A 13,694-nucleotide genomic window follows, 5' to 3' on the forward strand; every position below is an offset into this window, starting at 1 on the left:
ATGTTTTGAAAACAACTTGTCTCATATAGCGAACAGCGCTGCGATGGACCGCACCTGGTCTAAATACGGAAAATTACACCGGACCGACAAACCGATCACGAATCCACCGGAGGATAGCCCTGATTCCGTCTGCGACCACTGTGTCAGTCACGTTACGCGACAGCCAAGAATAGAAACCCATAAACCAGAAAGTCAGGCGTTCAGTCCAGTTTCCAGAACGCCAATCCTTGGGCACCCAAGAGATGCTCTTTAAACGCGCAGCTGAAAAAACCTGGGTGTACTGCAAAATCGCTTCCAGACCGTGACGTATCCCCTGCCCGCTTTCGCCTTTACCCTGAATCGGTGCCCTCCACGACATGTCCATCGAGAAATACGTGTCGTTGACACTAACCGTGGCAAACTCGGCATTGTTAATCAGGTTCCGCACGAAATCGATATCACGGGTAAAGACAGAGGCAGAGTCAATCACCCGGGACCCCGTCACCAAACGAACCACACTTGTGATGTCCTCAAATGGCAACAGCGCCACCAAGGGACCGTACACTTCCGTCTCTAAGAGGTCCAAATCGTAAGGCAAATTCGACAGTATGGTCGGTTCAAAGAAAGTCGGGCTAATCTCCGGACGCGGGTGAGACCCCATCAGCACCCGAGCACCGTTATCGAGAGCAAGTTTCACCACTTTCTCGCATTTCTTAACCCGACTGGGATACATCAGGGAGCCCATAGTGGCGTGTCGGTCCGTGAATCGACCCACTCGAATCTGTTCCTGGGTGTATTGGAGCATCATCTGTTCGAAGGGTTCTCGCACTGATTCATGTACGAAAATAATCTCGACAGAATTTATAGATTGTCCGGCATTGAGGAAAGCCGAACGGGCACAGGCTTTCGCCGCATCCCACAGTTTCGCGTCATCCATCACCAACGCAATATTCTTAATCCCGCCAAAGCACGATACAGGGACCGAATGGCGCGCACACTCCATCGAAATCTGTTGACACATCCGGTTCGATCCGATAGCTGCAACGTAGTCCAGAGCCGGGATGAACTTCATCCCAAACTGTGAAGAATCCGAGACCACGACACGCCACGCGTCTTCGGGCATACCGGCTTCCACCAACATTGCTTTCATCAGCAGAGATCCCAGAGCTGCCTGGGGGGTCACAAAGTTGACCACCGCGTTACCTGCCATGAGAGGATTCAGGATGTCGCAGACCATCGAGGTTGGATTGTCTGCAGAAGTGAACATCCCCACTACTCCTACCGGCCTGTACCAAACCCGGTAGGTGGACCGGGGGACAGTACCCGCACCTCGACGCGGTTTCCACAGATACTTGAGATTTCGTTTAATGCCTCGCACCTGGGTAATCATGTAGAAATATTCCGCGGAGGCATCCAGCCAGGATTTGCCACTCAACAGCTGATTGAGACCGATAATTGGTCCGTAATGACGCACCACCTGTTTCAAAAAACGATATAGGATACGCGAACGCGCGTAAAACCCCTCTTGTGACCACTGATCACTCACGGCATGAGCCCGGAGTACAGATTGTTCCCCTTCGGAAAAGGTGGAGCAATGGATAGTTCCAAATGGTTCCCACGTCTGGACGTTGTAAACCGGGGTCTCAGCGCCACTCTCACTACGCCCAGCATCCAGCAGGGCTTGTACGAACTTGTCATTAATGCCCTTGGGGTATTCCATGTCTCCTCCTTTCTGTTGTAGTCTACTGCCTCGTTTGTCGAGCTAGTCCCCAAATCGTTGCTATGCGGGGCACGATGAGACAAAAGCGGTTCTAAACTGGACCGTGAATTCGATTCTTAATGTGGTGCCACATATTGCGCCAGGCATAGGCAATCGCTGTGTCGGTGAACAGAATCGAAGCAATCACCGCGGCGCGACTGGAGAAAAAGCTCCATCGTTCCATCCTGTTACCGGGCTGTAGGTCGTTTGAGATCCAGGGATGACCTTCTTGTCTGGTCACGGATTGCACGCGGGAATACTGCAAAATTGACTCCGCCCCATGACGGATTCCAGAACCGGTGTTCTTGATACCTTGAATCGGAGCGTTCCATGTCGAGTACAGACTCATGTAGGAATCGTTAATGACTACCGCCGCGCCGTCAACCGCGTGGACAAAATCACGCATCGTAGACTCGGATTCGGTAAACAGATAGGTACAGTAACTGTGTCGTGAAGTCCCTAAGTAACGTGATACTTCCGCGAGATCCTGGAAAGGTTGCAGATAGATGATCGGTCCGTGCACTTCGCTCTCAAAAAGCGCGGCATCTTGTGGCACTCTGGAGAGGATGGTCGGTTCAAAGAAAGACGGTCCCAATTCCGGGGCAGCATAGCCCCCGAGCACCAGCTCGGCTCCTCGCTGGACCGCATCGTCCACCAGCTCTTGCATTCTCTGTATCCGCTGAGGGGTCAACATCGGTCCCATAGTAGTGTCAGCGGAATCCAGAGAACCAATGGTGACCTGGTCAGACACAAAATCTTTCAAAGCTAGTTTAAAGTAATCAAAAATAGACTCCTGTACCCAGATGATTTCGGCTCCGTTCACGGACTGCCCTGCGAATTGGAAACCGGCACGTGCCATTGCCCGAACCGCATGATCAAAACGACAGTCTTCGCTAATCACCCCGACATTGTGCACTTGGAGGAAACCTTTGAAAGGAACCTTGTATTCCTGACAAACTCGTGAAATCCTGCGTCCCAGTTTTTCTGAGCCTAAAACTGACACCATATCCAAACCGGGAATTACCGAACGACCTGCTTTGGAAGTCGTATCCGGAATGATTTTCCACAAGCCATAAGGCATCCCTGCATCCACCAGCATGGCGTGCATCAATACGGCACCCAAAGCGGCTTGGGGAGTCACAAAATTGACTACAGCATTGCCTGCCGCAATCGCCTGGAGGACATCGTTAACTGAAGAAAGCGGCCACTCTGGTGACGTAAAAATTCCCACGGTGCCCAAGGGCCGCTGGTAGACCCGCCACCGCGAACCTGGCAGCACTCCCCTACCAGCTCGCCGTTTACCTAAACGGCGGCTGCTATATTTAATATTTCGCGCAGTGGACAAAACATCTAGAAATTCCTCATGGGAGTCAATCAATGATTTGCCGCTGAGCATTTGCGACAGGGCGACCATTTCATTTTGAAACTTCCACACTAACTGGGAAAAGCGAGCTAAGACCTTGGCACGTCCAAAGGGCCCCATCTCCGTCCAGACCACCTGGGCAGCCTGCACTGTCATCAGCGATTCTTGGGCATCTTCGGGAGAAGCCGTAGCTACCCTAGTCAGCAGTCGTCCCGATTCCACATCGACCACGTCTTTGCGGGGGCCGTGCATCCAGGACAAAAATTCTGCCAAGGTAGCAAAGAATCTGTCGTCCAAGACACCAGAACGCACCGCGACCCCTCTCTGCCTGTCGATGGAAAGTTACAAAAAACAGCTCCACCAATTATAGCTAAGGTGGGAAGCTATTATGGGCTTTGACGGATTCTTTAAGTTAATAGCAGGATGGGCAGGAAACTACGTTTCCTGCCCATCGCTGTGTAATCTACCGTAGGTAATTACGCAATAATCTTGGTCACCTTACCGGAACCAACGGTACGACCGCCTTCACGAATAGCGAAGCCGAGACCTTCCTCCATAGCGATAGGCTGAATCAGCTCAACGCTAATTTCGGTGGTGTCGCCAGGCATAACCATTTCGGTGCCTTCGGGCAGGTGAATAACACCGGTCACGTCGGTGGTGCGGAAGAAGAACTGCGGGCGGTAGCCGTCGTAGAACGACTTGTGACGTCCACCTTCGTCCTTCTTCAAGATGTAGACCTTGCCCTCGAACTTGGTGTGCGGGGTCACGGAGCCAGGAATGCAGACAACCTGACCGCGCTCAACGTCCTCACGCTTGGTGCCACGCAGCAACAGACCACAGTTCTCGCCGGCGTAGGCTTCGTCCATGGACTTGTGGAACATTTCGATACCGGTAACGGTGGTCTTTTGCGTAGGACGAATACCTACGATTTCCACTTCGGCGTTCAACGGTAGCTTGCCGCGTTCCACACGACCGGTCACTACGGTACCGCGACCAGTAATGGTGAAGACGTCTTCGATAGGCATCAAGAACGGCTTGTCGAGGTCACGAACAGGCTCAGGAATGTAGGTATCGACCGCTTCCATGAGCTCTTCAATCTTCTTGGTCCACTCGGGGTCGCCTTCCAGGGCCTTCAGAGCGGAAACGTGGATAATCGGGCAGTCACGATCGAAGCCCTGCTTCTCCAGGTCATCGCGGATTTCGTCCTCGACGATTTCGAGCATGTCTTCGTCCACATCGGAAGAATCGCACTTGTTCAGAGCGACCAGGATGGAGGGCACGCCAACCTGCTTAGCCAACAGGATGTGTTCCTTGGTCTGAGCCATCGGACCGTCAGTAGCAGCCACCACGAGGATAGCGCCGTCCATCTGCGCCGCGCCGGTAATCATGTTCTTGATGTAGTCGGCGTGACCGGGGGCGTCCACGTGAGCGTAGTGACGGTTGGGGGTTTCGTATTCAACGTGAGAAACGTTGATGGTGATGCCGCGCTGACGTTCCTCGGGAGCGTTATCCACCTGATCGAAGGGGGTGAACTTGTTTGCGGGCAAATCCGGATACTTATCAGCCAACACCTTGGTGATAGCTGCAGTCAGAGTAGTCTTGCCGTGGTCAACGTGACCAATGGTGCCGACGTTAACGTGCGGCTTGTCATGAGTATAAGTGCCTTGTGCCACTTCTTTCTTTCCTCCTGGATTTAGGTAGTTTTGCTCCGTAATAAATAAGCAGATGTCAGATTACCACTATCTTACGGATTTTCCTACCTGAGTTTTTCTTGATTTCTTCTTCTTGCGGATATTGTGAGTTTTCCCAAGAGTGTCCCCGGCTCTTGTCGAGACGTACCCGGCGAACGTTCCGGGGACACTCTGAAAAGGGAAAATAACCCTTATGCACCGCGGTTATTGGCGATGATTTCTTCGGAAACCGAACGCGGAACCTCGGCGTAGGAATCGAACTGCATGGTGAACACCGCGCGTCCCTGCGTCTTGGAACGCAGGTCACCGATGTAACCAAACATTTCTGACAGCGGCACCTTGGCGCGAATAACCTTCACGCCCTGGCCGTCGTTCATGGAAGCAATGTTGCCGCGGCGGGAATTCAGGTCGCCGATGACGTCGCCCATGTATTCCTCGGGGGTGCGAACTTCCACATCCATGATGGGTTCCAAGATGACGGGGTTCGCCTTCTTGGCGCCTTCCTTGAACACCATGTTGCCGGCAATCTTGAAAGCCATTTCCGACGAGTCAACTTCGTGGTAAGCGCCGTCTTCCAGCGTTGCCTTCACGTCCACCATCGGGTATCCAGCCAGCACGCCGGATTCCATAGCTTCCTGGATGCCTGCGTCAACGGAAGGAATGTATTCGCGTGGAACACGACCCCCGGTGACCTTGTCTTCAAAGGCATAAGTCTTGCCTTCGGCACGTTCTTCTTCGCTCAGCGGCTCGAATGTCACCAGCACCTTAGCGAACTGACCGGAACCACCGGTCTGTTTCTTGTGGGTGTATTCGACCTTCTCGACCTTCTTCTTGATGGTCTCGCGGTAAGCCACCATGGGCTTGCCCACGTTAGCTTCGACTTTAAACTCGCGCTTCATCCGGTCCACGATGATGTCCAAGTGCAACTCACCCATACCGCCAATAACGGTCTGACCGGTTTCCTCGTCCAAACGCACGGTGAAGGTCGGATCTTCTTCTGCCAGTTTCTGGATAGCAGTACCCATCTTTTCCTGGTCAGCCTTTGACTTCGGCTCCACTGCCACGTGAATCACGGGGTCGGGGAAGGTCATGGATTCCAGCACAATCGGCTTATCAATGGCACACAGGGTGTCACCGGTGGTGGTTTCCTTCAGACCGATAAAGGCGTAGATGTGACCAGCGTGTGCAACTTCCACCGGATTCTCGTGGTTGGAGTGCATCTGGAACAGCTTGCCCACACGCTCTTTCTTGCCCTTAGTGGAGTTGTAAATCTGGGTGCCCTGTTCGGCTTTACCAGAGTAAACACGCACGTAGGTCAGTTTGCCATAGAACGGGTGCACCGCCACCTTGAAAGCCAGGGCGGCAAAAGGCTCATTCTCGTCAGGCTTGCGGGATTCGGTTTCGCCGTCCTCTTCGTGACCGGGACGGAAACCACGAACCTCCTCGACGTCCAACGGGCAGGGCAGATAGTCGATAACCCCGTCCAAGCAAGGCTGCACGCCCTTGTTCTTGAAAGCGGAGCCACCGTAGACCGGGTAAATTTCGGAACGGATGGTACGCGCCCGGATTCCCTGCTTGATTTGGTCAACGCTCAGCTCACCGTTCTCAAGGTAGGTTTCCATCAGCTCATCGCTGGCTTCAGCAGCCTCTTCGGTAGCGGTTTCGAGATACTTTGCGGCCTTTTCCTGGTATTCTGCGGGAATGTCTTTGTATTCGACAATGGCGCCCTTGGTATCGTTGCCATCAGCGTCTTTCTCGGGGAAGTACACGGCTTGCTGACGCAAAACGTCGACTACACCGACAAAGTCGGATTCGGCACCCATCGGGAAAGTCATCACGACCGGGCGAGCGCCCAAGCGGTCAATGATGGTCTGAACCGAGAAATCAAAGTCAGCGCCCAGCTTGTCCATCTTGTTGATGAAGCAGATACGCGGCACGTTGTACTTGTCAGCTTGGCGCCACACGGTTTCGGACTGCGGCTCCACGCCTTCCTTACCGTCGAACACTGCTACCGCGCCGTCCAGAACACGCAGGGAACGTTCCACCTCAACGGTGAAGTCCACGTGTCCGGGAGTGTCGATGATGTTGATTTGATGTTTGTTCCAGAAACAGGTGGTAGCCGCGGAGGTAATGGTGATACCGCGCTCTTGTTCCTGTTCCATCCAGTCCATAGTCGAAGCGCCATCGTGAGTTTCACCGATTTTGTAGTTAATTCCGGTGTAGAACAGGATGCGTTCCGTCGTGGTCGTCTTACCGGCATCAATGTGTGCCATGATGCCAATGTTGCGGACCTTCTTAAGGTCAGTTAGCACGTCAAGTGCCACGGGCATGTCCCTTCGTTAGTGTTTGTTGTTTCTTGTAATTCCAAAAGTCCCTCGGTGCTGACTTGCAACCGGAACTTACGGTTAGCGACTGCCCGGCGACTACCAGCGGTAGTGGGCAAAGGCGCGGTTAGCTTCAGCCATCTTGTGAACGTCCTCACGGCGCTTCACCGCGGCACCCAAGCCGTTGGAGGCATCCAAGATTTCGTTCATGAGACGTTCAGTCATGGTCTTTTCGCGACGCTGACGGGAGAAATCCACCAACCAACGCAGCGCCAGAGTGGTCGCACGAGAAGCTTTAACTTCCACCGGAACCTGGTACGTCGCCCCACCGACACGACGGGAACGGACCTCCAGATGCGGACGGATGTTTTCCATCGCGCGCTTAAGCACCACGATGGGGTCCTGCTCGGTCTTGTGAGCCACGCCTTGCAGCGCACCGTAGACGATGTTCTGAGCCACAGACTTTTTCCCGTCCAGCAGGACGCGATTGACGAGCTGAGTGACCAGCGGAGAGTTGTACACCGGGTCAGCAATGAGTGGGCGCTTAGGCGCCGGTCCTTTACGAGGCATTCTTACTTCTTCTCCTTCTTCGCACCGTACTTGGAGCGACCCTGTTTGCGGTCGCGCACACCCTGAGTGTCGAGAGCGCCACGCACGATGTGGTAGCGCACACCGGGGAGGTCCTTCACACGACCACCGCGCACCAGCACGATGGAGTGTTCCTGAAGGTTGTGACCAACGCCGGGAATGTAGGCGCTGACCTCGATGCCGGAAGAAAGACGCACACGTGCGACCTTACGCAGAGCCGAATTCGGCTTCTTCGGGGTGGTGGTGTACACACGAGTGCACACACCACGACGCTGCGGAGAGCCTGCCAAGGCCGGGGTCTTGGACTTCGTGCGCTTGCTGGTACGTCCTTGGTGGACAAGTTGTTCAATAGTAGGCACAGTAACTCCGTTTCTTGAATATGTTTGGAATCTAAGGCTTTATAGCCGCCCCGCGGACATAGCTGTACCGTCCGGGGGCCGGTCCGCCTTCCTTTGGGTCCTTGATTCAAGAACGGCATTTCAGGTTGCGTCCGGAGCTCGAACGGAGCGAGCCCGCTGTTCGCACGAGTTTCTTCGCACGACTCTGGGTGGCTAAAAACAGACACCAAAGAGAAATCTTACCAAAACAGCTTGACTGCAACAAAACCAGTCAACACGCGGGCAAAATCTGGCTGCACTAAAATGAACCCATGAGCGACAACCAGCCAAAACCCGAACTTCCCGAACCTTTAGAACCCGGCGCGAAGAGTCCCCTTCTGGCTGCAAGCGCCGCCACGGAACGCCTCACCGGAGAAAAAGGCGTATGGATGCAGGCAACTTTATTGCCCCTGGCTCTGATTGGGGTCTACTTGCTGGTCACGGGTTTAACACTGCATATCTACCGCGCTGGTACACACGCCGGCAGCTCTCCTCGGGAAGTCTTTGACACCCCTGTAGCCCTGGGGATTTGCGGTCTGATTCTGTGTGTTGCAGAGATTGCTGTCTATCGTTTTTTGGTTGGTCAACTAGCGAAACGTCCCGTGTCAGAGCTGGCTGCCAAGTTTGCCCTGCCCGAAACCCTAGCGGGAATCGCCGTAGGGGCAGGGCTGGTGAGTCTCCCGATGCTGCTGCTGTGGGTCAGCGGGCACTGGCAGTTGGTAAAGGTCAGTGTCGAACCCGGCGTGGGACTGGGCATAGCTATGGGTCTAGTGTCCTGCGTGTGGGAGGAACTGCTGTTCCGCGGGGTGATGGTGCGCCTGTTTGATCGGGCGTGGGGACCGGTGTGGGCGCTGGTCATGTCCACCGTGGTGTTCGGTGGACTCCACCTGATGAATCCCGGCATGACGGGAATGGGCGTAGTTGCCTTAGCGCTCAGTGGTGGACCGCTACTGGGGGCCGCCTACCTGTGGAAACGACGCTTATGGTTCCCCATCGGACTGCACTTTGGATGGAACGCGGTGCAGGGGTCTTTTTGGGGATCAGTCGTATCAGGCACCGGGGAACAACGTGGTCTGTTGCAAGGCACTTTTGTCGGTCCCGAGTGGATTACCGGCGGCAGTGTCGGAATGGAGGGGTCTTTCTTAACCGCCATCGTTTGCTTGGTCGCGACAACGCTAATCGTGCTGCGAATGCGCCGTCACCCTGCAGACTCCGCCGGGACACCGTCACACAATCAAACTACCCCGTCAGTCCAACCGGAAGCCTAAGCTCCACACTTATGCGGCAACCCCACTAAACCCCTAACTGTGTGACGAGATACGCTCCAGAGCAGAGTTCTCGACGACCTGTTCCAGACTGTCATGGATGATTTGGGCACGCCCCGGTCCCACGCCTTCGATTTCCATCAGCTCCTCGGTGGAAACCTCCAGCAGCTCGGACAAAGTCCCCCAGCGGCGAGTAATCGCCTCGACAATATGAGCAGGGAGACGTGGAATCCGCGCCAGCATCCGCAAACCGCGGGCACTCAAAGGAATCTCTAAGATCTCTGAACCCATCCCGTTCACTCCGATGATGCGGGCGACCAGGCTCAAATCCAACAATTCTGCATCATCCAGTTCGCCCAGACGATTGACAATCTTTTCCTCTGAGTATTCATCGGGCATGTAGTCACGAATCAATAGGGAACGGTTCACTGCAAAGCCACGCATCAGTTCAGCTTGCTGCATTTTCAGCAAACGACCGTGCTCACCTAGCTGAATGAGCATATCGGAGACTTCATGCCCGACTCGGCGTACCATTTCTTGACGCTGCACCACCAGTGCCACGTCACGGGCGGTGACCATGTCGTCGATTTCCATGGTGGTGAGCGAGTCTGAAACTTCGTTCAATCGAATCCGGTACTTTTCCAAGGTATCAATCGCCAGAGAGGCGCGGGTCAGCAGGGTCTCCGGGTCTTCCAGCACATAGCGCTTATTGCCCAGATATAGCGAAATTGCCCGCAGAGAATGCGATACGGCAATGACCGGGTTGCCGCTCTGCACCGCGACACGATGCGCGGTGCGGTGGCGCATTCCGGATTCTGTGGTGGGGATGGAGGGGTCAGGGAGCAGTTGGACGTTAGCCCGACGAATCCGCCATTTGTTCGGATCGATGATGACAGCACCGTCCATTTTGCACAGTTCCCGCAGCCGGGTAGCCGAGAAATCAATATCGAACTCAAAACCGTCTGAACAGATTCGCTTGATGTGGTCTTCATAGCCCAGAACTACCAGGGCGCCAGCATGTGCCCGGATGACTCGATCCAGACCGTCGCGCAGCTCGGTACCAGGAGCCAGCATGGTGATTACTTCCCGGAATCTCTGCGCATCGTTCATAATCTCATCCTACTGTTTTCGTGGTGTTTTCGTGACTGGTTTCCGGCGCGCTTTCCGGCGCTGAGCTGGGAGCAGGGGGTGGATCTTGGATGGCAAAGACCGTTTCTGTCCCGGTAACGGCTCCGTTCCACACCGCATTGAGGCGGTATGTACCGGCAGCTGCCGCGTCGCTAGCGGGCGAGCAATCTGCATTTTGCATCTTACCGTCCCATTTCAGGGTCTGTTTCCAGGTCATGCCGCGATCCAGTAACAGTTGCCGGGTTGGGGCATCCGCGGGTTGGCAGCTAGTCGAGTTGTAAATGATTTGGTTGCCCGAAATAATCTGGATCCCCACTTTCGCGGGGTCAATCACCACGGTACAGGCAGTTTTACCGGTATTGTGCACGACCATTTCGGCTTGATCTCCAGCTCCGACGGTAAGCACCGCGTTGGGATGGGTCAGGGTGATTCCCAAGGATTTGTCCGCGCAGGGTTGTGGCGCGGGAAAAGTGCGTTCTTCCATCCGCATTTGATAAGCCTTAGCCTCTGCGGCCTGCGTCGCTTGCCACCGGGTAAATGCGGCAGCGACTTCACGAATCGCAACCACCATTCCCACTATTGCCAGAATGACAATCGCCAGGGCAATCAAACGATTGCGCTGAATTTGGGCTTTAGTGTACTTCGGAGGACGCGATGTCCCGCGTTTTTTTGCTTTTTTAGCGGCGGCCTGCGCTGGTGTCTGACGTGTTGGGACAGTTCCTGAGTTTCTGCCGTTTCGGGACACCGTTGTGCGCGGTTGTCGCGCTGTGCGATTCTCATCTGTCCCGGTGCCAGTCATGCTCCTAAGTTACGGCTTAGAGACGCAAAACCCGAAAGTCCACGCCGTTAGTTGTTAGAATTTTGTCAAAACAAAGGAGTTTTCATGAGCGCGTCAACAAGGCACGAGTCCTCCGTCAGGGGTACCCGCCACAAGATTGTTACCCCCCACCAACTCGCCATCACCGGTATCGGCTCCCTGCTGACTTTTGCCTGGTATGCCTCCCCTGATTTTTTCACGGAGAAGAAACCACGAGCATGGGTACGATTGGGCATTATTCCCGCCCTAACGGCTTTGACCGCTTTGGTAGCACGGGATACTGTCACCGCGGTACGAGACGACATCGCATCGGAGAGCCCCGATCAAGAGGCCTGGGAAATGACCAGCGACAATGTGAAATTTGATCCGAAAAATCTGGATTGGCGCGTACTGATGCTTCTGGGAGCTTTCGGGACGGTCTTGCTGGGATGCAGTATTTGGTTTGAATTCTGGTTGTTCCGCCGGGGTGAGCGCCGCCGTCTGTCCGGGGTGAAATTGGCTCATACTCGCCAAGCTATCCCCATCTCCTTGCTGTTTGCAACGGGCTATCTGATTGACGACGCACAAACGAACTGATTCCCAGCGCCGGTTCGATAAACCTCTGCCCCGGAATCTCAAGCAGCTTCCGGAGTTGCCCCAGGCGAGGACTGAGATTTCGGATCCTTCGGGTCAATGGTGCAGATTTTTTCTACTACCAGCCCCGTGATGGTCATCAGTACCGCACCAATGACCGCCACTATCTTTTTCCATAACATATCCGCTAAGGCATCATTTCCCAGGTTTACCAGTATGAAAAGAGTCTGCGCCCCAAAATAGCCCAAGAATATGGCACCAGTGTGCGACAGAGCGAGAGACAACGCCGCCACCCGAGCAGCCCCCACCGCACTCATCCATGTCGACTGGCGCTTCTTGAGGCGCTGCACCTGCGCTGCCAACCACGCGCTCAAGAGAGAAATAATCAGGACCACTAAGCCAAACTCCACCCCATCACGCGGCAGCGAGGCGCCTTGGTTGTACAGGAAGTTCAGCAACGTGGCGCTTAGAGCTCCCACCACCACTGTCAGGAGCACCAGGACGACGGGTCTCGTGTGACTCATCAGTGCCGCCGTCTCCTGACCCGTTTCCACTCCGGTACCGGAACCGCGGGCGATGCGGAGGAAAGAGAACTCGCGGCAGGAGCGACTGATTGTTGACGGATAATGTCGATTTCAGTGTCATTGTCGACCACGCGAGGCCGGGCTTCAGTCTGGGGCAAGGCGGCTTGCCAAGACGGCAGACCGAAACTGTCACGGTCCCTGACCGGAGAATCGCTCCGCGGAGAAACTTCGGGAGTACCCGAAGAACCAGCAGCAGAAAGGTTTGACGCCGGTTTTGCCGATTCCGTATCTAGATTGGTTTCCAGCCAGTCTGCCCACAGGTTCACGATACCGTCGACGTCTTGTGCCCACGCTGCAAGTTTGGCGACAGTGCGACCTTCCAAAGTTGCCTGCGGGTCCAGCTGCGACCAAGGCACCAGGACAAACGCCCGCGTGGCGGCTCGCGGGTGGGGCAAGACCAAACGAGAATCTGCCGAAACGACCCCTTCCACGTCAATCACGTCAACATCCAAAGTGCGTGCTGCCCAACGATAAGGGCGTTCTCTCCCGTGGCTATCCTCAAGATGATGCGCTAGCTTTAACAGCTCTACGGCGGACAACCGCGACCATACTCGCACCACTGCGTTGTAATAATCTGGTTGCGGGGCAGCACCGGGTTGCAACACCGGACGAGTCCGTGCCAGGGGTGAGACTTCCACGCGCTCAAACTCTGGGGCAGACTGCAAGGTTGCCACGACCTCTCGCAGGGTTGCCAGCGGATTGCCCAAGTTCGCACCCAAAGCTAAAACTGCGGGGCGAATCTGATCCGGACGCTGGGTCAGATTGACCGGAAAATCAGCCTGGTGTGCTTCAAAATCTGACCGAGTACGCAAAATGCGTATCGCCACATCTTCAAATTGCACGTTGAGACACGCGTGTGGCTTATGCAAGGTGACTTGGACTGCTGCAATGCGCGAGTCCTCTAATACAGACAAGGCGATGTGCGTAGCCAGACGTTCAATCAGAGCGGCACTTTTCCCCTCAATGACCGCGACAATCTTTTCTGCCACGACCGAGTAGTCAACGGTGTCGGCGACGTCATCCGAGCTGGCAGCCCGGCGCGAATCAAACCACAAGGTGAGGTCGACTGAAAAATCCTGCGGAGCGTGATGCTCAGATTCCAAAACTCCATGGATACCCCGCGCGAAAATTCCGCGCAAGGTAATGGAATCGAGCCCGTCTAATGAGTCAAGCACGTCAACCTGACGTCCACGGATTTCCTGGGAAAAATCCGAATTGGAAGCATTATGCAAAGTCATTTTCAAAA

At 54.9% G+C, this 13,694-nt stretch carries 12 protein-coding genes; 2 read left to right on the top strand and 10 right to left on the bottom strand.

Annotated elements, in window-relative coordinates; all coding sequences use genetic code 11:
- Nucleotides 1–73: 73 nt before the first annotated feature.
- The 6 genes from HMPREF0574_RS08595 to rpsL all read right to left on the bottom strand — a co-directional run bounded on the left by HMPREF0574_RS08595 (nt 74) and on the right by rpsL (nt 8,063).
- Complete coding sequence (locus HMPREF0574_RS08595) at nt 74–1,699, bottom strand: aldehyde dehydrogenase family protein (protein ID WP_004008358.1); 1,626 nt, start codon at nt 1,697–1,699, stop codon at nt 74–76.
- Between the two features lie 91 nt (nt 1,700–1,790).
- On the bottom strand, nt 1,791–3,398 hold the full coding sequence (locus tag HMPREF0574_RS08600; protein WP_004008359.1) for an aldehyde dehydrogenase family protein: 1,608 nt from the start codon (nt 3,396–3,398) through the stop codon (nt 1,791–1,793).
- Nucleotides 3,399–3,577: 179 nt separating this feature from the next.
- Complete coding sequence (gene tuf / locus HMPREF0574_RS08605; protein ID WP_004008360.1) at nt 3,578–4,774, bottom strand: elongation factor Tu; 1,197 nt, start codon at nt 4,772–4,774, stop codon at nt 3,578–3,580.
- A gap of 209 nt (nt 4,775–4,983) precedes the next feature.
- Nucleotides 4,984–7,116, bottom strand: a complete 2,133-nt coding sequence (gene fusA, locus HMPREF0574_RS08610; RefSeq protein WP_036324454.1) for an elongation factor G — start codon at nt 7,114–7,116, stop codon at nt 4,984–4,986.
- A gap of 99 nt (nt 7,117–7,215) precedes the next feature.
- Nucleotides 7,216–7,686, bottom strand: a complete 471-nt coding sequence (rpsG, locus tag HMPREF0574_RS08615) for a 30S ribosomal protein S7 (protein WP_004008362.1) — start codon at nt 7,684–7,686, stop codon at nt 7,216–7,218.
- A gap of 2 nt (nt 7,687–7,688) precedes the next feature.
- The gene (gene rpsL / locus HMPREF0574_RS08620; RefSeq protein ID WP_004008363.1) at nt 7,689–8,063 is read right to left on the bottom strand and encodes a 30S ribosomal protein S12; all 375 of its coding nucleotides are present in this window, start codon (nt 8,061–8,063) and stop codon (nt 7,689–7,691) included.
- A 290-nt stretch (nt 8,064–8,353) separates the two neighbouring features.
- Here rpsL and HMPREF0574_RS08625 point away from each other — a divergent pair, with 290 nt between their 5' ends.
- Nucleotides 8,354–9,349: a CPBP family intramembrane glutamic endopeptidase gene (locus HMPREF0574_RS08625; protein WP_004008364.1), complete on the top strand. Its 996-nt coding sequence runs from the start codon at nt 8,354–8,356 to the stop codon at nt 9,347–9,349.
- A gap of 33 nt (nt 9,350–9,382) precedes the next feature.
- Here HMPREF0574_RS08625 and disA read toward each other — a convergent pair whose 3' ends face one another.
- Together disA and HMPREF0574_RS08635 are read right to left on the bottom strand one after the other, a co-directional pair.
- Nucleotides 9,383–10,456 carry a DNA integrity scanning diadenylate cyclase DisA gene (disA, locus tag HMPREF0574_RS08630; protein WP_004008365.1) on the bottom strand — a complete coding sequence of 358 codons (1,074 nt, stop codon included), beginning with the start codon at nt 10,454–10,456 and terminating at the stop codon, nt 9,383–9,385.
- A gap of 4 nt (nt 10,457–10,460) precedes the next feature.
- The gene (locus HMPREF0574_RS08635) at nt 10,461–11,273 is read right to left on the bottom strand and encodes a hypothetical protein (RefSeq protein ID WP_236585936.1); all 813 of its coding nucleotides are present in this window, start codon (nt 11,271–11,273) and stop codon (nt 10,461–10,463) included.
- An 84-nt stretch (nt 11,274–11,357) separates the two neighbouring features.
- Here HMPREF0574_RS08635 and HMPREF0574_RS08640 point away from each other — a divergent pair, with 84 nt between their 5' ends.
- Complete coding sequence (locus HMPREF0574_RS08640; RefSeq protein WP_004008367.1) at nt 11,358–11,867, top strand: hypothetical protein; 510 nt, start codon at nt 11,358–11,360, stop codon at nt 11,865–11,867.
- Between the two features lie 38 nt (nt 11,868–11,905).
- On the opposite strand, the gene HMPREF0574_RS08645 is transcribed toward HMPREF0574_RS08640, so the two are convergent.
- Complete coding sequence (locus HMPREF0574_RS08645) at nt 11,906–12,388, bottom strand: DUF3180 domain-containing protein (RefSeq protein WP_004008368.1); 483 nt, start codon at nt 12,386–12,388, stop codon at nt 11,906–11,908.
- Complete coding sequence (folK, locus tag HMPREF0574_RS08650) at nt 12,388–13,686, bottom strand: 2-amino-4-hydroxy-6-hydroxymethyldihydropteridine diphosphokinase (protein ID WP_004008369.1); 1,299 nt, start codon at nt 13,684–13,686, stop codon at nt 12,388–12,390. Before folK ends, HMPREF0574_RS08645 begins: the two co-directional genes overlap by 1 nt.
- Between the last annotated feature and the right edge of the window lie 8 nt (nt 13,687–13,694).

Origin of the sequence: Mobiluncus curtisii subsp. curtisii ATCC 35241, from assembly GCF_000146285.1 — a bacterium.
GTDB classification, from domain to species: Bacteria; Actinomycetota; Actinomycetes; order Actinomycetales; family Actinomycetaceae; genus Mobiluncus; species Mobiluncus curtisii.

Bases quoted from the DNA above. Each gene is read 5' to 3' on its own strand.
- HMPREF0574_RS08645 (WP_004008368.1), bottom strand. From the start codon at position 12,388: ATGAGTCACACGAGACCCGTCGTCCTGGTGCTCCTGACAGTGGTGGTG.
- rpsG (WP_004008362.1), bottom strand. From the start codon at position 7,686: ATGCCTCGTAAAGGACCGGCGCCTAAGCGCCCACTCATTGCTGACCCG.
- HMPREF0574_RS08635 (WP_236585936.1), bottom strand. From the start codon at position 11,273: ATGACTGGCACCGGGACAGATGAGAATCGCACAGCGCGACAACCGCGC.
- HMPREF0574_RS08640 (WP_004008367.1), top strand. From the start codon at position 11,358: ATGAGCGCGTCAACAAGGCACGAGTCCTCCGTCAGGGGTACCCGCCAC.
- folK (WP_004008369.1), bottom strand. From the start codon at position 13,686: ATGACTTTGCATAATGCTTCCAATTCGGATTTTTCCCAGGAAATCCGT.
- HMPREF0574_RS08595 (WP_004008358.1), bottom strand. From the start codon at position 1,699: ATGGAATACCCCAAGGGCATTAATGACAAGTTCGTACAAGCCCTGCTG.
- disA (WP_004008365.1), bottom strand. From the start codon at position 10,456: ATGAACGATGCGCAGAGATTCCGGGAAGTAATCACCATGCTGGCTCCT.
- HMPREF0574_RS08625 (WP_004008364.1), top strand. From the start codon at position 8,354: ATGAGCGACAACCAGCCAAAACCCGAACTTCCCGAACCTTTAGAACCC.